Raw genomic sequence first — 21,352 nt, forward strand, 5'->3', positions numbered from 1 at the left:
GCAAATAGGTGAAGAAGTAGCCAAAATGAAAGTTGTAACTCTAACGCTTGCAGGAGGTTATGAACTGTGAGGTGAAGTCGAATTTTGGAAGCCGCATAACGTCTTGAAAATAAAGGAGTTATGAATTTTCTGACAGGCTATTGATATAATAGTAAGAGGTGAAGGTGAAGAGACAATGTTGGATGTGATTAAAAACAAGCCACTTAGAGATATAATGGGTATTACATGGAGGGAGAATGAGAGAATCGTTAGAAATTCTAACAGACTTTTGATAAAAAATCTTGATAATTTGCATTATGATTATTCTTTGGTTTACCCCTACCTAAAGGATTGGAAAGATCTTGAGGTTCCGTATTATCTACGGAGATTGAAACATTTGCCAATAATAGCTTCAAGGGGATGTCCATTCCGATGTACATTTTGTGCAGCACATGAACAATGGGAAAAAGTTTGGAGGGGGCTCAACCCTGAAGAATTGATTAGACGAATGGAATATTTAGTTAATAAATATAATGTCGGATATTTTCGATTTTACGATGCTTTATTCGTAGGAAGTAACGACAAGATACTAAAATTCTGTGACTTGCTTGAAAGAAGCGAGTTGGATGTTAAATTTAGAATAGATATTAGAGTAGGTACAAATAGAAATGTTTTGGAACGATTGAGAAAAGTAGGATGTGATGTTGTAGGATTCGGGGTAGAGAGCGGTTCGGACAAAATACTAAAGAAGGTTAATAAAGGCATAACGAGGAAAGAGGCCGAAGGGACAATCAAGTTATGTAAAAAACTGGGTTATTGGATGATAGGTTTTTTTATGATTTCATTACCAGAGGAAATAGAGGATGATGTTATGAAAACTTTCGAACTGCTTAAATACTTTGATGTGTTAAACGTACAATTTTTTAAGATACATCCAGGTACATCATTTTATAACGAGTTAAAGCGGAGAGGAGAGATCAATGACGAAATCTGGTTTAATACAAAATATGGGTTTAATACAAAATATGGAAATGAAATTTACTATTGTAAAGACCTATTCCCGAGTGCAAATTTCTACCGAAACGAGGGAGAGCTACTTATTAAATCATCTTCTAAATACACTCACAGCATAACCAGAGTAATCAAACTACATGGATTAACCAAGGGTATATCTGTATTATATCTATCAACCATGAGGGGAATTTTATCAAGGTGGGAATGGGGAGAGAAACTTTATCATAACTTAAGAGAGAAATATGGGCGGGTAATTTCAAAGATGCATATGATAAAAAGCAAAAAAAGGAGTTAGCATCTATATGATGAAAGTAGCCCTAATCAACCCAGGAAAAGATCAAAGATTTGCGGTCCAAGAGCCATTAAATCTTGGCTTTATCGCAGGTTATTTAGAGAAAAATGGCGTCGAGGTTAGAATTATAGATCAATTGGCGGGTCAGAATATAGAGGAAGAAATTGAGCAATTTCGACCAGATATAGTTGGTATAACTGCGACAACACCTCTTGTTTCTGATGCTTATAAGATTGCTGATATGTGTAAAAAAAGAGGGGTTCTAACGGTAATGGGTGGTGTGCACGCAAGTATATTATCAGAAGAGGCCTTGCAACACGTAGATATTGTTGTTAAAGGTGAGGGTGAAATATCAATGCTCAACATCATTAGGAATGATATTAAATCGGGAATTGTTTCAAGCCCTTATATTGAAAATATAGATGAAATACCTCCTCCTGCCAGGCACCTTATGAAGATGGATTTTTATCTGCGTACTAAAGATAGGCTTCCAGGAACCTACCTATATTTTGTCCCACCACACACAAAGACAGCAGCAATTCTGACCAGTAGAGGTTGCCCTCATAACTGCATCTTCTGCCATAATAGCTGGAAGGGTCTTCCCTATCGATTTAATGGTGTGGAGAGAGTTATATCGGAAATCAGGCAGCTCGTAGATATATATGGTATTCAAGCTTTATTTTTTATAGAGGATAACCTATTTGCGAACAAGATTAGACTTCAAAAAATTTGCGAGCAAATGAAAAAAGAGAAATTTAATATTGCTTGGGGTGGAAATGCGAGGGTAGATGATGTTAATCCAGAAATACTCAATGTGGTTAAAGAAGCTGGTTGTCGCCAAATTACTTTCGGTTTTGAAAGTGGCTCTCAGAAGATCTTAGACGTTTTAAATAAGAAAACAACAGTGGAACAGAACAGGAGGGCCATTAGACTTTGTAAAGAGGTGGGTATTATACCTCAGGGAACGATCATGATTGGCAATCCTACGGAAACTGTTGAAGATGTTAAATTAACTCAGCAGTTTCTAAAAGATAGTGAAATTGAAAGCGTGGGTGTATGTCTGACTACCCCCTATCCTGGGACCGAGCTTTGGAAATGGTGTGAGAAACGTAACTTGATACCTGAGTCCTATAGTTGGTCTGATTTCACCTATGACAGAGTGCCGATACCTGCTTGTGATACAATGTCGCCACGAGATATAAAAATGTTAAGTTTTATTACATCTCAAATAATTCACCAAAAAAGGGGGAACATAGAAATTTTATCATATATAAAGGCAAACCTAAGGAATCCATTCAGGTTAGCAGTTAAGTTATTAAAAGGTATTATTATATACTTACCAGGAATATGGAAGTTGATGAAAAGACAGAAATGAGAAGATTATTAATGGACTTAAGGTTATTTCTTTCTAAGATTAAAAAGTTAGCATTTATATTGGCTTACTTGCTGAGAAGAAAAGGGGTTAAATATACCTATAACTATTATCATTTTCTTACCTTTTGGGGACGGAGGAATGATTTCAAAAGAAAGCTGTTATATTCACTTAGCCCTTATCCCTCTTACATTGAGATTGAAGTTACTACAAGATGCAACCTCAGATGCATCATGTGCGAACATACTTATTGGAATGAACCCAATAGAGATATGTCCTTTCAAGAGTTTAAGCAAATCGTTGACCAGTTCCCTAAATTGAAGTGGATTGGTCTTACAGGTATAGGCGAAAGTTTTCTTAACAAAGATTTTATAAGAATGCTCAAATATGTGAAATCAAAATCGATATATGTAGAGCTTTATGATACTTTCTATTTCATAGACAAGAAAATTGCCAAGGAACTAATAGAGATAGAAGTGGACAAGATTTTTGTCTCTCTAGATGCAGCGACAAAAGAAACCTATGAATATATAAGAGTTGGGTCCGATTTCGAGAAGGTTGTAAATAATGTTAAGAATCTTTTTCAACTTAAAAGAGAAAAGAATGCTTTTTCCCCTATAGTTGAGTTTCATTACATAATTTCAAAAGCAAACTCTCAAGAGGTGCTTCCATACATTGAACTGGTGCACTCTCTTATCAATGAAAAGGTTAACGTTCAGTTCACCAGAATGCTCCATGAATTTACAGACGTTTCATATTTGTTTACAGAAGTTCCAGAAGAGATAAGGCAAAGGATAGAAAGAAGGGCGAAAGAGCTAGGCATCAATGTGAGATGGAACGCAGATATCCCCAAAGTCAAACCACCTATAACCAAATGCATCGAATGGACCATGCCTTTTATTTTCGTGAGTGGTCACGTCGTCCCTTGTTGTTCCGGAAACGAGGCAGGGCGCCGTGATTTTCAAAAAGAAACAGCATTGGGGAACGTTTTTAAAACAAGTTTTAAAGAGATATGGCGTTCACAGAATTACAAAGAGTTTAAGGGGATGCTACACAGAGGCGAAGTACCCATACAATGCAGAAATTGCTGCCTCTATGACATAGGGGATAGCAAATGATTTTCGTAAATCCTGAGGCCAAAGTGAATACCGATATTCCTAATATAGGCTTAGCCTACGCAGCTACCCATTATGGGGTAAAAGTAATAGATTTGAATACGTTGCCTTATCCCAAGGATAGATTTTTGAAACAAGAGACTGATGTCTTGGGCATATCGGTGCAATCCCGAACTCGGCGGGAATCGGGAAGAATAGCCCGACTCTATAGGGCTAAGTATCTTCAGGCGAAGGTTAAGTCTGTCTCAGGTTTCCTTGACGTCCAGTGTTGTTATCCCTATTTAGACTTCGAGGATAAAATTGTTTACAAGGAACCTTTTTTTGATGGTTATCCCTTCCCCGATTACGAATTGTTTGATTCCTTTGAGCTGTTTCGAAAAAATTGGCGGAGGGGAGTCTGGAACTATGCTATCATGACCAGCCAAGGATGTCCTTATCAGTGTATTTATTGCTGGAGCAGGAAGAGGAAATGGAGAGCGAGAAGTGCGCAGAACTGTTACGAGGAACTGAAGTCAGCTAAGGAAAGATGGAGCATAAAATCCTTCGCTATCCTTGATGACTGTTTTAATATTGACAAGAAGAGAGTTATAGAATTCTGCGAATTGATTAAACATCTGAAACTAAGCTGGAGCTGTGCCAACGGTCTCCGGGCGGATAGATTCGATGAGGATATGGCAAAGGCTATGGCTGCTTCGGGTTGTGAACAGGCAAGTTTTGGAGTGGAATCGGTGGTCTCTGAGGTGCTGGAAACCGTTAAGAAGGGAGAAACCATAGAAGAGATAGAAGGAGCTTTGGATATAGCTAAAAGATATTTTAAAAGTGTGAATGGGTTTTTCATCATCGGATTGCCGAAATCGAGTTATGATAGAGACCTATTCAGCTTGGAGTGGGCAAGGAAGAAGAGAATAAATGCCCATTTTAGTTATTATATCCCCTTTGATGATGTAGTTCGGAATGACTATGTATTTTATGGTGAGGGAGCCCATCCTGTATCAGAGGAATATCCCCAAAAATTGCAGATGAAGATATATGAGATGACAAAGCACATGCGACCGGACGCTTCGGCCAAGAGGATGCCTCGTTGCCTCAAGAGGTTACTGAAGGGGTTTAAACCATGAGGGTCTGCCATGCAAGTAATACCCTGCCCGGCTATCACGATAACTGGGGTGGGGCGGAAAAGGAATGTACGAATTTAGCGAGCCTGCTAAAAGAGAATGGCTTAGAGATATGCCTCTTGACCACCTCAATAACAAGTATGGGGGATGAGAAAACCGGTATTCACGAAATAGCCACGGTGAGTGACCTTCATTATGGCAGAAAGAAGACAGTTTTTAAATTTCTTTCTTTCCTTACCTCCTTTACTTGCTTTGACCTCGTCTCTTTTTGGCATTCATATAGAGTTTTTAAAAAGTGCCGTCCTCATATCCTTCATCTCCATAACATGGACCTGTTATCTTTCTCTCCTCTTGTCGTAGCTAAACTGTTACATATCCCCATTGTCTGGACGTTGGTTGACTACTGGAGTATCTGCCCGAAACGTATCCTGCTTAATAAAGAGGGAAAGGTATGCCGTTTATTTCAAGGACCACATTGTGTAAACTGTCTTGACTTGAAAAGAGTGAAGGATAAAATTCGAATTTATCTGAGAAAATATGTTTTTGACCTATTCTTGAGAAAGGTTGATGCCTTCATCTGTCTCTCGGAATCCTCGGCGAGAATCCTACAGAACTATGGAATCGAGGAGAGGAAGGTCTACATAATTTATCAGCCTTTAGTTGAAGAGGAGTTAAAGCAACCCCTTAAGAATACTCAAAAAGAGGAAGCGAGTCCGAAATGTAGGGAAGGGAAGAGAGTACTCCTCTTTATAGGGTGGGTGCGGTTTCATAAGGGACTACATGTGGTGATAAAGGCATTGCCGGAGGTAGTAAGGAGGATCGCCAATGTGGTGCTCTTCGTGGTTGAGAACCAGCCGGATGAGGAATACAAGAGGGAATTAAAAAGATTCGTAAAGGAAAAAGGACTTGAGCAGAACGTGGTGATGCTCGAAGGAAAGAAGTCTCCAGCAGAGATTAAACAATTCTATGCTCTGGCAGAAATCGTGGTTATTCCCGAACAGTGGGAAAATATGTCTCCGGTAACGCTCATGGAAGCCTCTTTTTATCACAAGTCCATCGTGGCCAGCCGGATAGGAGGGATTCCCGAATTTATAAAGGATGGGGAGAATGGTTTTCTGGCCGAGCCGGAGGATCCCAATGATTGGGCAAAAAAGCTAATTTTCCTGCTTGAGCATCCAGAGAAGGCAAGGGCATTGGGGAAAGATGCGCATGCTCGCATCCAGAAATTATCAGATAGGAATCGGGTGTTTAGAGAAATAAATACTCTTTATAGGAAAGTGCTGATAAACGGAAGGGAATGAAAAGCAATGGATACCGCCGTTATATTAGCGGGGGGAAGGGGAATAAGACTTCTGCCCGAAGCATCTGAGCTGCCTAAGCCCATGGTCCGAGTTCGCAACAAGCCTATCCTTGAGTATATCGTCTCTCTGCTCGTAGGGATAGGTTTTCGAAAAGCCTACATGGTGGTAGGATACAGGAAGGAAGTAATTCAGGATTATTTTAAAGATGGTCGGGATTTCGGTTTGAGCATTACTTACATTGAGAACAGGTATATCGATGACAAAAAGAAGAGTGGTCTCGTAGATGCAGTGATGCTTACGGAAGGATTGATTGAAGGAACCTTTATGACTATCCTAGGTGATGAAATTTATTTGCGGACGAAGCATAAGGAGATGGTTGATGCTTTCGGAAGCGAACATAACTGCGAGGCTATGATTGGTGTGTACCAGACAAATGATTTAGAAGAAGTGAAGAAGAACTATGCTGTCTTGGTGGATGAGAATAGAGGGGTAAGAGATTTGGAAGAGAAGCCTCGGAAGCCGTGGAATAATCTCGTCGGTTGTGGCAGTTATCTCTTTACACTGAGGATCTTCGAGTACCTTCGTCGAACTCCCCTCTCCCTCCGCACGGGAAGGAGGGAAATAGCGGATACCTTGAAGATTATGGTGGAGGAGAAAAAGATAGTAAAAGTTTTCCCTTTGGGAGGATGTTATATCAATATTAACCAGCCGGAAGACCTTCAAATAGCTGAGGAATATTTAACCATCGAGGGAGGAAAGTGAGAATAGGAATAGACGGTCGTTGTCTGGTTGGTGAGCAAGCCGGAATAGGCAAGTATGCTCATAATCTGATTAAAGCTCTGGTTGAGCTGGATAAATCTAACGAATATTTTCTCTATTTTAACGTGGTCCGCAACAGAGAGAAAGAGAAGCTACGACAAAGATGTTTCATCTCGGGAGCACGGATGACCAATAGAATATTAACTGTTCCCCATAGGTTTACTCGAATATGCGATTTTGTTATGGACCGCTTGGCCATCCCCTGGGCCTTGAGACGCGATAAAATCGACCTCTTTTTCTCTCCTACTTTTTGCTCGGTTATCAATCTTCCTTCCGAGACCAGAATGGTTGTAACAGTTCACGATGTAATATATAGACTCTATCCGGATTTTTTCCCTGACTATACTAAGAGACGATTGAAAGCACTCGGTGAAACACTAATAAGGGCGAATAAAATAATCGCTGATTCCGAGAGCACTAAGCGAGATATACTGAAGTTCTTTGGAGTACAGGCAAATAATATTGTCGTTGTCTACCCAGGAGTCAGCGATAGCTTTCATGTTGTTAATGATACAAAGTTAATCGGTTCAATCCGACAGAGATATAACCTATCAGAACCATTCATGTTATTTGTTGGCACATTGGAACCCCGGAAAAATCTGGTCGGTTTGATAGAGGCATACAGCAAACTCCGGAAGACCATGGATCTGAAACACAAGTTGGTTATTGTTGGCAGGAAGGGTTGGGATTACCATCCTATATTCAGGCGAGTAGAGGAGCTGAAACTACGGCAGGATATCCTTTTCCTGGGTTATCTACCTGAAGAAGATCTTCCTTTTCTCTACAATTGTGCTGACTTATCTGTTTACCCTTCGATTTATGAAGGGTTTGGATTGCCGCCGCTGGAGGCGATGGCCTGTGGTTGTCCTGTCGTTACTTCAAATACTTCATCGTTGCCGGAAGTCGTAGGGGAGGCAGCCGTATTAGTGAATCCTCAAGATATAGATGATATAGCCTGGGGAATTAGACAGGTGTTGGAAGATCTGGAACGGAAACGGGACCTCATCCGAAAAGGATTGCGAAGAAGTCGATTGTTTTCTTGGAGTAAAGCCGCGCGGGAGACGCTTGCCATATTTGAAAACATTTACTGACATTAAGGAGAAAGATGATAAATAAAATGAAAAAGTTAATAGTAAAAGTCTTTGATTGTCTTGGCTTTGAGATTAGGCGGAAAAAGACAAAAAGAGCTGTAGTTTTTGACTATAGAAAATATCTACAAACAGATAAATCTGAATTCAATAAAAATAAAAGAGCCCTGGTTTCATATCTTGTTAATCCTCTATTGATCTCTCCCCAAAGAATAAAATTCAGTAATGATGGAATTGCGTTAGCTATTCCCAGAGTATTAAATGAACTTGGTTACATTGTTGACGTAGTTAACTGGGATGATTTGAATTTCGTTCCTGAGAAAAAATATAATCTGTTTATTGGCCATGGCGGTTGTAACTTTGAGCAGATTGCACGTAACTTATCAAGCAACGCAGTTAAAATATATTTTTCAATGGGAATCTATTGGAAAGAGTGTAACCAAAGAGAAGCTGAACGTTTTTGCCAGCTCAAACAGCGACGGGGGCGTAGTCTGCCTTACGACCGCTGGATTACCTACAGCGAAGAGTATGCTAATTGCTCCGCTGATGCAATTATTTGTTTGGGTAACGAGTATGCTAAGGAATCGTACTTGAAATTTCCTTTTACCCTCAACCTAAATAATGCAGCCTATCCAGACGATCGCTATGACAGAACTATGAAGAATTTTGTTTCTGCGCGGAATAACTTTCTATTTTTCTCTGGTGGTGGGAATGTGCATAAAGGCTTGGATCTCTTACTTGAAGCATTTGTCCAAGTGAACGACGCACATTTGTATATATGTCAGTCAATCAGCTCGGATTTCTATGAAGTTTATAGGCATGAATTTGAAGACCATCCGAACATCCATTTGATTGGTCCGCTCAAAATGAGAAGCTCAAAGTTCTATAAATTAATGGATAAGTGTGCTTTTGTAATTCATCCTTCTTGCGCCGAGGGACAGCAGGGCTCTGTTATAGAATGCATGCTCCAAGGGTTGATTCCCATGGTAAGTCGAGATACAAACATGGATGTAAATGATTTCGGAATCATGCTAAATACCTGTTGCATCAAAGAAATCGTTGAGACAGTTCAGGATTTATCACAACGTTCGCCTAAGTGGTGCAAAGAGACGTCGCAACGAACACACAAAATAGCCATTACAGATTATTCTGAAGAAACTTTCTTAAGCAATTTGAGGAACCATATTAAGCATATCATCGAAAAAGCAAGTGCTAAATAAATATCTCGGAAGGAAATATTATGCAAACTAAAAGGGCAGCGTTTATTGATCACTCTTTTCATAAGAAAACTCTTTGTACGGTTTTTCTAAAAGAACTATTGTCAACAGAATATGAACTTGCAGAATTGTGGGATGATAGTTGGAAAGGAGGAAAACGAGTTAGCATAGACTATTTAAATGATAATAATTTTCACGCAATATTCTTTTTTCAACGAATCCCGCCATTAAGTTATTTAAAAAAATTAAATTGCAGAAATATTGTGTGGTTTCCTATGTATGACCAAGAGGAATATAGGCATTATTCTTCCTATATCCCATATTTAAATCTCAATATAAAGATGTTCTCATTTTCTAAAAAGTTATATGACAAACTAAAAAAAGCTAATATGGATTGTTATTATTATAAATATCACTTAAAGCCAGTTGCTCAGGTTTCACCTAATGACGAAACAAAAAAGGTGTTTTTCTGGATGCGTACTTCAGACATTACGTGGGACATCGTTAAAAAATTATTGGGGGAAAATTACGACGGGGAAATAATCATAAAAACTACTTCGGACCCTAATTGCAAAACCAATCTTCCTTCAAAAGAAGATATAGCCAGATATAATATCCAAATAGTTAATAATTGGCTTGATAAAGAAGAATACGACAAATTATTGTCTTCTTGTAATATCTTTATAGCTCCAAGACAGGCTGAAGGAATAGGAATGAGCTTTATTGAAGCATTATTCCGTGGGATGTGTGTAATTGCTCCCAATAACTCCACAATGAACGAATATATTATTCATGGAATAAATGGGTTATTATATGATCTAAAAGATCCAAAGGCATTAAACCTAAGTAATCTTGCTGAAATGCGTAAAAATACAGCAAAAACAGCAAAAGAGGATTACGGATTGTGGGAGAAGACAAAGCATAAAATTCTTATTAATTTAACAAAACCAAATAAAAAACACGGATTAATGAAATTATTATATTTTCAATTAATTTATGTTTTTTTGATACCTTATATGCTAGTAAAAAAACTAAAAGAGAATTGCATAAAATTGATAAAAAAACATTGGAACATATTGAAAGAAAACTGAATGAAAACAATGAATATGAAAATTTCTGTTATCACACCCTCTTATAATCAAGGAGATTTTATTGAAAGAACTATTAAAAGTGTTTTATCTCAGAAAGGAGATTTCCATCTTGAGTATATTATCATTGATGGAAACTCTACTGATAATACTCTGAAAATAATAAAAAAATATGAAAACTTGCTAAATAAAAATAAATTGACAGCTAGGTGCTCTGGGATTGAATATCGGTGGATCTCTGAACCAGACAAAGGGCAGGCCAATGCCTTAAATAAAGGATTTAAAATAGCAAATGGAGAAATAATCGGCTGGCTGAATTCTGATGACACATACACTCCAGACGCTTTACAAAAAGCAGTGAAAGCTTTTTCCAAAAACAGAAAGGCGGATGTAGTCTTCGGAAATTCTAACTACATAGATAAAAATGATAAAATAACAGGCTTTCACAAAGGCAAACATAATATCAGTTTTCATGATTTTAGATACAATAGCAAACTTGTTCAGCCTGAAGTTTTTTTCAGGAAAAAACTAATTTCCAAGATTGGATTTCTTGATGAAACTCTTAATTATGCAATGGACTACGAGTTCTGGATAAGGGCTTTAAAAAGCAGGATTAATTTTAAACATATTCCTTTTCCCCTTGCGAACTTCAGGCTCCAAAACAATTCTAAGACCTGTAGTATTTACATTCCCTTTTACATTGAATCCCTCACAGTCCGGCTCAAATACTTTGGACTTAAACCGTTTTTAGCTGAAAACTTAGGAACATATTCCGCTGGATATTCAGAGAAAACAGGGATAGATATCAAAGAAGCATTTTTAACTCTTAAAGATAAATTTACAAAGAAAATTGACCCAAAACAAAGACCCTTAGCAGACCAATGTTTTAAAAATGGTTTAGGATATGCATATTTGAACAAAGGTATATATAAAAGTTTTAAAGACAAAAAAAGTGCTTTTGGAAATGGTCTTTTTGCGCTTTTAAATTTCCCAAGGAGTTTTTTTTCTAAAAGTGGAATTATTTTTCTTGCGAGGATGCTTCTAAATAGACAGGCTTACTTTTTTTTAAAGAATTTTTTATAAGGAAAAGTCAATGAATAAAACTAACATCCTCCAAATCATCGCTACTCTGGATATTGGCGGAGCGGAAAGACAGCTTGTAGAGCTGGTAAAAAGACTGGATAAGAATAAGTATAATGTTACTGTCTGCTGTATAACACGCGGAGGACCTATGGAGGAGAATTTAAAAAAACTTGGTATTGAATATCATATTCTCCATAAAAGATTCAAATTTGATTTTACTGTTATTTTCAAATTAACTCGTTTAATCAGGCAGAAGAAAATAGATTTGGTTCATACATGGAATTTTACCGCTAATGCATGGGGCAGACTGTGCGCGTGGGTTGCTGGAGTTCCAATTATCATTGCGTCAGAGCACGGAACATTTTCTCCTGTCTTAAAACGCCAAATTTTGGTTGATAAATTACTATCAAAATGCACTGACAAAATAATAACAGTATCTAATAATTTTAAGGAATGTATTGAAAGAATAGAGAAAATACCTCATGAAAAGATTATTGCGATTCATAACGGGATAGATATAAATGAATTTAGCACTAGCGTTAATAATACAAATCTTAAAAATGAGCTTAAGATAGATAGCGAATGTCCTGTTGTGGGTATTGTTGCGCGTCTCGATCCTTTAAAAGATCATGAAAGTTTCTTAAAGGCAGCAGAACATATAGTAAAAGAATTACCTGAGGTGCGATTTTTAATAGTTGGAGACGGTGAGTTAAGGGGTAAACTAGAGTCACTTGCAGGAGAAATCGGTCTTAGAGAAAAAGTTATATTTACTGGTTTCAGGCGGGATATTACTAACATTCTCTCCATTATAAATGTATTTGTATTATGCTCGATCTCTGAAGCTCTTGGTATTGCTATTCTCGAGTCAATGGCATCATCAAAACCTGTTGTGGCTACTAATATTGGAGGAATACCAGAGGTAGTAAAAAACGAAGAAACAGGTATACTTGTGCCTCCAGGAAATTCAGAGACATTAGCAAAGGGCATTATTAGATTATTGAGAAACAAGGAAGAAGCAAGAAGAATGGGACTTGCTGGCAAAGGGCGAGTGGAGCAATATTTTGATATTAAATTGAAGGTTAAAAAAGTAGAAGAAATCTACGATAAATTAATAAAAGGGAAAATCCGAAATCCGAATATCGAAACTCGAAACAAATTCTAAATTCAAATTTTCAAAATTCAAAACGTTGTTTTGAACATTTGTATTTTGGTCATTTGATATTGTTTAGTATTTCGTGCTTCGTGCTTCGAATTTGTTTTTGAATATAAATTATGTGTGGAATTTGCGGAATTTTAAATACAAGGTTTGAAGGCAATATTAAAGAAGAAACAATACGAAGCATGTGTTCTGTGTTAAAACATAGAGGGCCTGATGATGAGGGAGTATATCTTGGCTGGGGAAAAGATGGCAGAAAGAATATAGGGCTTGGTATAAGGCGGCTTGCCATTATTGATCTGGATACAGGGCATCAGCCAATTCATAATGAAGAGAGAACAATATGGGTTGTGTGTAATGGAGAGATTTATAATTTCCATGAACTAAGAAAATACTTAGAAGCTAAAGGACATTGTTTTTATACAAATAGCGATACTGAGGTCATTGTTCACCTCTATGAAGAATATGGGGTTGCGTGTTTGCAGTTTCTGCGGGGTATGTTTGCTCTTGCTATATGGGATGAGGGAAAGAAGAGTCTTCTTTTAGCAAGAGATAGAATAGGGCAGAAGCCTTTGTGTTATGCGGAGGTTGACAATAAACTGGTTTTTGCTTCTGAGATAAAATCAATTTTACAGGTAAAACAAGTCCCCAGAGAAGTAAATCTAGAAGCCATTCATAATTATCTTACTTATCAATATGTTCCATGTCCCCTAACCGCTTTTAAAGGCATCTTCAAATTACCTCCTGCTCATTACCTGTTGTGGGAAAATGGAAAAGTTTCAATTAAACAATACTGGAGTTTAAATGCAGTAAATAAGATTAAAATGTCAGAGGATGAATATTGCTCGCGTATTAGAAACTTGTTTGAGGAGTCAGTAAAGCTTAGACTTGTTAGCGATGTGCCTTTAGGTGCTTTTTTGAGCGGCGGTCTTGATTCAAGTATTGTAGTTGGTGTTATGAGTAAGCTGATGAGAGAACCGGTCAAAACTTTTTCAATAGGATTTCAGGAAGAAAAATATAATGAACTTAACTATGCACGAATCGTTGCGAATCATTTTAAAACCGATCATCATGAATATATTGTAAAGCCGGATGCTCTTGATATTTTGCCTAAGCTCATATGGCATTATAACGAGCCTTTTGCAGATTCGTCTGCAGTACCCACTTATTATGTTGCAAAGATGACCAGCCAGGATGTAACAGTCGCTTTGAATGGAGATGGTGGGGATGAGAGCTTTGCAGGGTATCCACGCTATAAAGCTCTAAAATTAGCTGAGTATTATGCGAAATCTCCTCAGTGTATACGTAATATGATTAATGCTGTTGTAAGAAGAATTTCATATTCTCCGGAACAAAAAACAATGCTTCGCCGTTTCAGAAGATTTGCTGAATCCATGAATTATTCTCCTGAAAGACGATATATTCGCTGGATATCCATCTTTGATAATGAAAGAAAAAAGGATCTTTACACACCGTTCTTCAGAGGAGCAGTACAAGGCGTTGATTCATTTAGTCATGCGGAAAATTATTACAGCAGTAGTGAATATAGCGATTTTCTGGACAGCACACTTTTTGTTGATATTATGACATATCTTCCCGGGGACCTGCTTGTAAAAATGGATATAGCTGCAATGGCAAACTCCCTGGAGGCGCGTTCTCCTTTTCTTGACCATAAATTCATGGAGTTTGCTGCTTGTATTCCATCTAATCTTAAGTTGAAGGGGCTTAAAAGTAAGTATATTTTAAAGAAAGCGTTTTCAAAACTTGTTCCTGCGCCTATACTCAGACGCAAGAAAATGGGGTTTGGAGTGCCTATCAGTCATTGGTTAAGAAATGAGCTTAAGGATTATCTCCAAGACGTGCTTCTTTCAAGACGCTGCCTGGAGAGAGGATATTTTCAGACAAAATACCTGAAATTAATCATTAATGAACACACCAGCGGACGCTATGATCATGGATACAGGCTCTGGGCTCTTCTTAATCTGGAACTCTGGCAGCAAATGTTTATTGATAAAATTCCCGATGGCAAAACATAGCTTTCAGAGGTTTTTTTGCTTGCTAAGCATATTAGCTTTTTATATACTAACTTTTTCGGGCGGTTAGCTCAGTCTGGGAGAGCGCCTGCCTTACAAGCAGGATGTCACTGGTTCAAACCCAGTACCGCCCACCAGAAATGACGAAAGTGCAGCTTTTCCGGGGGCGTAGCTCAACTGGTTAGAGTACCAGATTGTCGATCTGGGTGTTGCGGGTTCGAGTCCCGTCGCTCCCGCCGGATAAGAAATTTTTGATTAAGGAGGGATAGGTATGCGTAGTGATTTGATGAAAAAAGGAATCTCCAGAGCGCCTCATCGCTCTCTTTTAAAAGCCATGGGCTATAGCGACAGAGAACTTTCAAGACCTATCATAGGAATAGCAAATTCCTTTAATGAGATCATTCCCGGACATGTTCATCTTGAGCAAATAGTTAAGGCTGTTAAAGCAGGTGTTTATATGGGCGGTGGAACACCTATGGAGTTTGGTGTGATTGGAGTATGTGACGGCATTGCAATGAATCATGAAGGCATGAAATATTCTCTGGGCTCCAGGGAACTAATTGCAGACTCAATAGAAGTTATGGCAAAAGCGCACCCTTTTGACGGACTTGTGCTTGTTGCTAATTGTGATAAGATTGTGCCTGGCATGCTTATGGCAGCGCTCAGGTTAAATATCCCGGCAATCATAATAAGCGGCGGACCTATGATGGCAGGTAAGATTGGAAAAGAGGCAATAGATTTAATAAGTGTTTTTGAGGCAGTTGGAGCTGTGGCAGGTGGTAAAATGAGTGAAAAAGAGCTTCTTGAAATAGAAGAGAGGGCATGTCCAGGGTGTGGTTCCTGTTCAGGCATGTTCACTGCGAACTCAATGAACTGTCTTAGCGAAGCATTGGGGTTGGGCTTGCCGGGAAATGGCACAATACCTGCTGTTGATGCCAGAAGAATAAGACTTGCCAAAGAAGCAGGGGCACAGATAATTGAGCTCATAAAGAAAAATGTAAAGCCAAGAGACATTGCAACGCTTGACGCTTTTAAGAATGCAATAGCTGTAGAAATGGCGCTTGGCAGTTCAACTAATACAGTCCTCCATCTGCCAGCTATTGCAAATGAAGCTGGAATAGAATTTGATCTTAGCCTTTTTGATAAAATAAGCAAAAAGGTGCCAAATTTATGCAGACTATCACCAGCAGGCAGATATCATCTTGAGGATCTTGATGAAGCCGGGGGAGTACATGCAGTAATGGCAGAGATCAGTAAACTGGGAGTAATAAATAAGAAATGCTTAACAGTAACGACCAAGAAAGTTTCTGAGAATATTGCAGGATGCGAGATTCTCAATAAAGAGGTTATCCGACCAATAAGCAAGCCTTATTCTAAACAAGGAGGGATTGCAATACTAAGAGGCAATTTAGCGCCTGATGGAGCTGTTGTTAAGCAGTCTGCTGTTAGTCCTAATATGATGAAGCATTCAGGGCCTGCAAGGGTTTTTGACTCTGAAGAAGAAGCTATGAAAGATATAATGAATAAAAAAATCAGGAAGGGAGATATTATTGTTCTTCGTTATGAAGGGCCGAAGGGTGGTCCTGGAATGAGAGAAGGGCTTTCTCCTACTGCAGCGCTTGCAGGTATTGGACTTGCGGATAGTGTAGCTCTATTAACTGATGGAAGATTTTCAGGCGGCACGCGCGGGGCAGCTATTGGACATATATCTCCAGAAGCAGCTGAAGGCGGTCCATTGGCTATAGTGAAAGATGGAGATACTGTTGAAATAGACATACCTGCTAGAGAACTAAATATTAAGTTAACTAATAAGGAAATTAGAAATAGATTGAGTAAATGGAAAAAGCCAGAACCAAAGATAAAATCCGGATATATGTATAGATATTCGCAGATGGTATCTTCGGCAAGTTCCGGAGCAATATTTAAAAAGGGGTGATATTTTGAAACAGGGTGGAGCTAAAATACTTATAGAAAGTTTAAAGAAAGAGAAGGTAGAGGTCATATTTGGCTTCCCAGGCGGTGTTCTGCTGGATGTATATGATGAACTATATGCAACAAAAGAGATCAGGCATATTCTGGTTAGGCATGAACAGGGAGCGGCTCATGCTGCTGACGGGTATGCAAGAGCTACAGGAAAAGTTGGAGTTTGTCTTGCTACATCAGGACCCGGAGCAACTAATCTGGTAACAGGGATAGCTACTGCATATATGGATTCTATCCCTCTTGTTGCATTAACCGGACAGGTACTAACATCAATGATAGGTAATGATGCATTCCAGGAGGCTGATATTGTTGGGATAACAAGACCTATAACAAAATACAATTATCTTGTTAGAGATGTGGCTGATCTGGCTCAAACAATTAAAGAAGCTTTTTATATTGCTTCTACTGGTAAACCTGGTCCGGTTCTTATAGATTTGCCAAAGGATGTGATGGTAGATAAGACTAATTTCTTATACCCTGAAAAAGCTGATATTAAAGGCTATAAACCAACATATGCTGGGAATATTAAGCAGATTAAGAAAGCTGCAGAAGCTATTAATAAATCCGAGAAACCTGTTTTGTATATTGGCGGGGGAGTTATTGCTTCTCAGGGCGCAAATGTTCTTGTAAAGGAACTTGCCGAAAAGAATGATATTCCTGTTACTGTTACTCTTATGGGTAAGGGAGGTTTTCCTGACAATCACAGATTATCTCTAAATATGCTTGGTATGCATGGGACTCAATATGCAAATCATGCTGTTATGGCCTCAGACCTTATTGTTGCGGTTGGAGCAAGATTTGACGATAGAATAACTGGAAAAATCAGTGAATTTGCGCCGCATGCCTCTGTAATTCACATAGATATTGATCCTACTGCTATAGGGAAAAATGTTAAGACAGACATTCCTATAGTTGGAGATGTTAAAAGGGTTCTTGAGGAACTTATCAAATATATAAAACAAGGAACAAGGAAACAATGGAATAGCAAGATAGAAGAATGGAAAAAGAAATGCCCTCTAGCATATAAAGATGATGGTGATTGTATTAAGCCTCAGTATGTTGTGGAAAAGATAGAGGAAGTTACGAATGGAGAAGCCATTATAACAACAGAGGTTGGACAGAACCAAATGTGGGCGGCTCAATTTTTTAGATATACAAAGCCCAGAACATTTATTTCTTCCGGCGGTCTTGGCACAATGGGTTTTGGTTTTCCTGCAGCTATTGGAGCAAAAGTTGGATGTCCGGACAAGATTGTTTTTGATATAGCTGGAGACGGTAGTTTTCAGATGAATATTCAGGAGCTTGGTACAGCTGTTAAAAATAAAATAAACGTTAAAGTAGCAATTTTAAATAACGGCTGTCTTGGAATGGTAAGACAATGGCAGGAGTTATTTTACAAAAAGAGGTATTCGCATACAATTCTTGACAGTAACCCTGACTTTGTAAAAATAGCTGAAGCTTACGGAGCAAAAGGTCTAAAGGTTACATGCAAAAAGGATGTTGAAGGAGCGCTTAAAGAGGCTATAAAAACTGACGCACCTTTTGTTATAGACTTTAGAGTAGCACCAGAAGAGAATGTATTTCCTATGGTGCCTGCAGGAGCAAGTTTGACAGAAATGCTCTCTGGATTAGCATAGAAAGGATAAAATAATAAAATGAAACATATAATATCATGTCAGGTTGAAAACAAGTTTGGTGTTCTTGCCAGAATAAGCGGGCTTTTTAGTGGAAGAGGATTTAATATAATAAGTTTATCTGTAGGTGCAACCGCTGAAGATCCAACAATCTCCAGAATGGTTATTGTTACAGAAGGAGATGAAAAGGTTCTTGAGCAAATCACAAAACAGCTTAATAAACTTATAGATGTGATAAAGGTTCAGGATTTAACCGGAGAGGACATAATAGACCGCGAATTCATGTTAATAAAACTTGCTTATGACGCAAAGAAATATACAAAGTTGACCCAAATTGTTGAGACTTTTCAGTGTAAAGTAGTAAGCATGAGCCCAAAACATCTAATAGTGGAAATAGATGGAGATGAAAAAAAGCTAAATACATTTTTGGATTTAATAAGACCGTTTGGAATAGCAGAAATCGCCAGAACCGGCAAAATAGCAATGACAAGAGTAGATAAAAAAATAGGAGGTTAGGAACATGGTAAAGATGTATTATGATCAGGATGCAGATTTAGGGCTGTTAAAAGGGAAAACTGTAGCCATTATTGGTTATGGCAGCCAGGGACATGCTCAGGCGCAAAATCTCAGGGATAGCGGAATAAAGGTTATTGTTAGTGATCTTAAAGGCAGTCCAAACTGGGAAATGGCTGTTAAGGCAGGATTTGAACCTGTAAGCGCACAGGAAGCTGCTAAGAAAGCGGATATTATTCAGATTTTAACTCCGGATGAAGTGCAGGCAAAGGTATATGAAAACGAAATAGCTCCACATTTAAAGGATGGCAAAGCGCTTGTTTTCTCACATGGATTTAATATTCATTTTGGGCAAATAGTTCCTCCAAGCAACATAGATGTTTTTATGGTGGCGCCAAAGGGACCTGGCCATCTGGTCAGAAGAATGTATGAAGGCGGCGGCGGCGTGCCATGCCTATTAGCGATTTTTCAGGAATACACAGGCAAGGCTAAGGATATTGGGCTTGCATATGCTAAGGGAATTGGCGGCACAAGAGCAGGTGTAATAGAGACGACTTTTGCAGAAGAAACAGAAACTGATCTTTTTGGTGAGCAGGCAGTTCTGTGTGGCGGATTAACTGCTTTAATAAAGGCAGGTTTTGAAGTGCTGGTTGAAGCAGGTTATCAGCCGGAAATGGCTTACTTTGAATGTCTGCACGAAGTGAAGTTGATAACAGATCTGATACATGAAGGCGGTATAGGGTGGATGAGGTATTCAATTAGTAATACAGCTGAATATGGAGATCTTTCCAGAGGTCCTAGAATAGTAACCAAAGACACAAAAATTGAAATGAAGAAGATATTAAAGGAGATTCAGTCAGGAGAATTTGCCAAGGAGTGGATTCTGGAGAATCAGGCTAATAGACCTGTATTTAATGCATTGGCTAAAAAGGATGAGAAACATCTGATTGAAGTAATAGGCAAGAAACTGCGAGGTATGATGCCCTGGCTTACCAAGGGGAAATAAAAGGAACTCATGGGAAATAGGATTATAATATTTGACACTACTCTGCGTGATGGAGAACAGGCCGCAGGTACTCGACTGGGTCCTCAGGAAAAACTTGAGATAGCCAGACAACTGGAGCGTTTGGGCGTGGATGTAATGGAAGTTGGTTTTCCTGCTTCTTCTCCTGGCGATTTCGAAGCTGTTCAGGCGATTGGCAAGGAGATTCATCAACCGATCATTTGTGCACTCACTCGATGTCGCTCTGAGGATATAGAGATAGCAGGAAAAGCCCTAAAAGGAGTCTCTAAATCACGAATTCATACAGGGCTCGGTGTTTCAGATATCCATATAAAGAGTAAGCTTAGAAAAACAAGAACTGAAGTTTTGAAAATGGCTGTGCAGTCGGTCAAATTAGCAAGGGAATTCGCCAGAGAAGTGGAGTTTTACGCAGAAGATGCTGGAAGAGCAGAGCCAGGTTTTCTACTGGAAATGGTGGAAGCCGTTATAGAAGCAGGTGCAAAAATCATTAATATCCCGGATACAACCGGATACACTATGCCAGAACAATTCGCATCACTTATCATGAAGATTAGAGAGGAAGTTCCGAATATTAGTCAGGCTATTATTAGTGTTCACTGCCACAATGACCTTGGTCTGGCTGTAGCGAATAGCCTTGCAGGAGTGAAGGCTGGGGCAAGACAAGCAGAGTGTACAATCAACGGAGTTGGTGAACGCGCTGGTAACGCATCACTTGAGGAAATAGTTATGGCGCTTAAAGTCCGCTCAGATTATTTTGGTTTTTCTACGGGAATAAAAACAGTGGAACTTTACAGAACATCCAAGCTTGTGTCGCGTCTCCTTGGCATATCAGTTCCTCCAAACAAAGCTATTATAGGGAAGAATGCCTTTGCTCATAGCAGCGGTATTCATGTAGATGGTTTTCTTAAGGATAGAAATACTTATGAAATTATGAAACCTGAGGAAGTTGGCGTTCAACAAAGCGATGTTGTATTAACAGCTCGGTCCGGACGACATGCGCTTAAACATCGTTTGGAAAAGCTGGGGTATAAACTCAAAGGAGAAAAACTGAATCAGGTCTATGAGCGATTTATAACAGTAGCAGACCGTAAGCAAGAGGTTTTTGATGAAGATCTGGAGGCTATAGTTGAGGATGAAATAATTACAACTTCGGAAACTTACATTCTTGAATACTTTAATACTGTAAGCGGAAATAAAACTATACCAACTGCTACTATAAGATTAAGAAAAGGAGATGCAATTTCCCAGGAAGCAGCTTGTGGAGACGGACCTGTAGATGCCGCGTATAAAGCTATTGACAGAATTACCCATCTGAAAGCCAAACTTATTGACTATTCCCTCCAAGCTGTTACCGGAGGAAAGGACGCATTAGGCGAGGTTCATGTAAAGGTTGCGGTTGGTAATAGAACAGTAGCAGGAAGGGGAGCTAGTACAGACATTATTGAAGCAAGTGTGAAAGCGTATGTCAACGCTATGAATAGGTTGTTGGCAAAGCATAAAAGTTAAATGTAAGTTGCATGCCTCGT

General features: G+C 38.8%; 17 protein-coding genes and 2 tRNA genes. All 19 read left to right on the top strand.

Features of this window, described 5'->3' with window-relative positions; translation table 11 throughout:
• Positions 1-175: 175 nt before the first annotated feature.
• The 19 genes from Q7J67_05540 to Q7J67_05630 all read left to right on the top strand — a co-directional run bounded on the left by Q7J67_05540 (position 176) and on the right by Q7J67_05630 (position 21,332).
• Positions 176-1,288, top strand: coding sequence for a radical SAM protein (locus Q7J67_05540; GenBank protein ID MDO9464743.1), 1,113 nt, complete (start codon positions 176-178; stop codon positions 1,286-1,288).
• Positions 1,289-1,295: 7 nt separating this feature from the next.
• The gene (locus tag Q7J67_05545; protein MDO9464744.1) at positions 1,296-2,660 is read left to right on the top strand and encodes a radical SAM protein; all 1,365 of its coding nucleotides are present in this window, start codon (positions 1,296-1,298) and stop codon (positions 2,658-2,660) included.
• A complete protein-coding gene (locus Q7J67_05550; protein ID MDO9464745.1) occupies positions 2,657-3,775 on the top strand; it encodes a radical SAM protein in 1,119 nt (372 codons plus the stop codon). Before Q7J67_05545 ends, Q7J67_05550 begins: the two co-directional genes overlap by 4 nt.
• Positions 3,772-4,890: a radical SAM protein gene (locus tag Q7J67_05555; GenBank protein ID MDO9464746.1), complete on the top strand. Its 1,119-nt coding sequence runs from the start codon at positions 3,772-3,774 to the stop codon at positions 4,888-4,890. Before Q7J67_05550 ends, Q7J67_05555 begins: the two co-directional genes overlap by 4 nt.
• Positions 4,887-6,188 carry a glycosyltransferase family 4 protein gene (locus tag Q7J67_05560; protein MDO9464747.1) on the top strand — a complete coding sequence of 434 codons (1,302 nt, stop codon included), beginning with the start codon at positions 4,887-4,889 and terminating at the stop codon, positions 6,186-6,188. The genes Q7J67_05555 and Q7J67_05560 overlap by 4 nt, the downstream gene beginning before the upstream one ends.
• A gap of 6 nt (positions 6,189-6,194) precedes the next feature.
• Complete coding sequence (locus Q7J67_05565) at positions 6,195-6,950, top strand: nucleotidyltransferase family protein (GenBank protein ID MDO9464748.1); 756 nt, start codon at positions 6,195-6,197, stop codon at positions 6,948-6,950.
• On the top strand, positions 6,947-8,098 hold the full coding sequence (locus tag Q7J67_05570) for a glycosyltransferase family 1 protein (GenBank protein MDO9464749.1): 1,152 nt from the start codon (positions 6,947-6,949) through the stop codon (positions 8,096-8,098). Before Q7J67_05565 ends, Q7J67_05570 begins: the two co-directional genes overlap by 4 nt.
• A gap of 14 nt (positions 8,099-8,112) precedes the next feature.
• A complete protein-coding gene (locus Q7J67_05575; protein MDO9464750.1) occupies positions 8,113-9,315 on the top strand; it encodes a glycosyltransferase in 1,203 nt (400 codons plus the stop codon).
• A 20-nt stretch (positions 9,316-9,335) separates the two neighbouring features.
• On the top strand, positions 9,336-10,403 hold the full coding sequence (locus Q7J67_05580; GenBank protein ID MDO9464751.1) for a glycosyltransferase: 1,068 nt from the start codon (positions 9,336-9,338) through the stop codon (positions 10,401-10,403).
• Complete coding sequence (locus tag Q7J67_05585) at positions 10,404-11,483, top strand: glycosyltransferase family 2 protein (protein ID MDO9464752.1); 1,080 nt, start codon at positions 10,404-10,406, stop codon at positions 11,481-11,483.
• Positions 11,484-11,493: 10 nt separating this feature from the next.
• Positions 11,494-12,645: a glycosyltransferase gene (locus Q7J67_05590; GenBank protein ID MDO9464753.1), complete on the top strand. Its 1,152-nt coding sequence runs from the start codon at positions 11,494-11,496 to the stop codon at positions 12,643-12,645.
• A gap of 110 nt (positions 12,646-12,755) precedes the next feature.
• On the top strand, positions 12,756-14,675 hold the full coding sequence (gene asnB / locus Q7J67_05595) for an asparagine synthase (glutamine-hydrolyzing) (protein ID MDO9464754.1): 1,920 nt from the start codon (positions 12,756-12,758) through the stop codon (positions 14,673-14,675).
• 57 nt (positions 14,676-14,732) lie between these two features.
• Positions 14,733-14,809, top strand: a tRNA-Val gene (locus tag Q7J67_05600).
• A gap of 25 nt (positions 14,810-14,834) precedes the next feature.
• Positions 14,835-14,908: transfer RNA gene (locus Q7J67_05605), tRNA-Asp, on the top strand.
• A gap of 35 nt (positions 14,909-14,943) precedes the next feature.
• Positions 14,944-16,608: a dihydroxy-acid dehydratase gene (gene ilvD / locus Q7J67_05610; GenBank protein ID MDO9464755.1), complete on the top strand. Its 1,665-nt coding sequence runs from the start codon at positions 14,944-14,946 to the stop codon at positions 16,606-16,608.
• Positions 16,609-16,612: 4 nt separating this feature from the next.
• Complete coding sequence (ilvB, locus tag Q7J67_05615; GenBank protein ID MDO9464756.1) at positions 16,613-18,292, top strand: biosynthetic-type acetolactate synthase large subunit; 1,680 nt, start codon at positions 16,613-16,615, stop codon at positions 18,290-18,292.
• Positions 18,293-18,310: 18 nt separating this feature from the next.
• Positions 18,311-18,805 (top strand): acetolactate synthase small subunit, encoded by a 495-nt coding sequence (gene ilvN / locus Q7J67_05620; protein ID MDO9464757.1) that lies wholly within the window; start codon positions 18,311-18,313, stop codon positions 18,803-18,805.
• Between the two features lie 4 nt (positions 18,806-18,809).
• Entirely contained in the window at positions 18,810-19,808 is a 999-nt protein-coding gene (gene ilvC / locus Q7J67_05625; protein MDO9464758.1) for a ketol-acid reductoisomerase, read from the top strand.
• Positions 19,809-19,817: 9 nt separating this feature from the next.
• Positions 19,818-21,332 carry a 2-isopropylmalate synthase gene (locus tag Q7J67_05630; GenBank protein MDO9464759.1) on the top strand — a complete coding sequence of 505 codons (1,515 nt, stop codon included), beginning with the start codon at positions 19,818-19,820 and terminating at the stop codon, positions 21,330-21,332.
• Positions 21,333-21,352 lie beyond the last annotated feature (20 nt).

The sequence above is a fragment of the bacterium genome (assembly GCA_030652805.1).
Taxonomy (GTDB): Bacteria; JAHJDO01; JAHJDO01; order JAHJDO01; family JAHJDO01; genus JAHJDO01.

Excerpts from the sequence above, each read along its gene's own strand:
- Q7J67_05565 (MDO9464748.1), top strand. The coding sequence starts at position 6,195 with ATGGATACCGCCGTTATATTAGCGGGGGGAAGGGGAATAAGACTTCTG.
- ilvD (MDO9464755.1), top strand. The coding sequence starts at position 14,944 with ATGCGTAGTGATTTGATGAAAAAAGGAATCTCCAGAGCGCCTCATCGC.
- ilvN (MDO9464757.1), top strand. The coding sequence starts at position 18,311 with ATGAAACATATAATATCATGTCAGGTTGAAAACAAGTTTGGTGTTCTT.
- Q7J67_05585 (MDO9464752.1), top strand. The coding sequence starts at position 10,404 with ATGAAAACAATGAATATGAAAATTTCTGTTATCACACCCTCTTATAAT.
- Q7J67_05630 (MDO9464759.1), top strand. The coding sequence starts at position 19,818 with ATGGGAAATAGGATTATAATATTTGACACTACTCTGCGTGATGGAGAA.
- asnB (MDO9464754.1), top strand. The coding sequence starts at position 12,756 with ATGTGTGGAATTTGCGGAATTTTAAATACAAGGTTTGAAGGCAATATT.
- Q7J67_05575 (MDO9464750.1), top strand. The coding sequence starts at position 8,113 with ATGATAAATAAAATGAAAAAGTTAATAGTAAAAGTCTTTGATTGTCTT.
- Q7J67_05555 (MDO9464746.1), top strand. The coding sequence starts at position 3,772 with ATGATTTTCGTAAATCCTGAGGCCAAAGTGAATACCGATATTCCTAAT.
- Q7J67_05580 (MDO9464751.1), top strand. The coding sequence starts at position 9,336 with ATGCAAACTAAAAGGGCAGCGTTTATTGATCACTCTTTTCATAAGAAA.
- Q7J67_05540 (MDO9464743.1), top strand. The coding sequence starts at position 176 with ATGTTGGATGTGATTAAAAACAAGCCACTTAGAGATATAATGGGTATT.
- Q7J67_05550 (MDO9464745.1), top strand. The coding sequence starts at position 2,657 with ATGAGAAGATTATTAATGGACTTAAGGTTATTTCTTTCTAAGATTAAA.
- Q7J67_05545 (MDO9464744.1), top strand. The coding sequence starts at position 1,296 with ATGATGAAAGTAGCCCTAATCAACCCAGGAAAAGATCAAAGATTTGCG.
- ilvC (MDO9464758.1), top strand. The coding sequence starts at position 18,810 with ATGGTAAAGATGTATTATGATCAGGATGCAGATTTAGGGCTGTTAAAA.
- Q7J67_05560 (MDO9464747.1), top strand. The coding sequence starts at position 4,887 with ATGAGGGTCTGCCATGCAAGTAATACCCTGCCCGGCTATCACGATAAC.
- Q7J67_05590 (MDO9464753.1), top strand. The coding sequence starts at position 11,494 with ATGAATAAAACTAACATCCTCCAAATCATCGCTACTCTGGATATTGGC.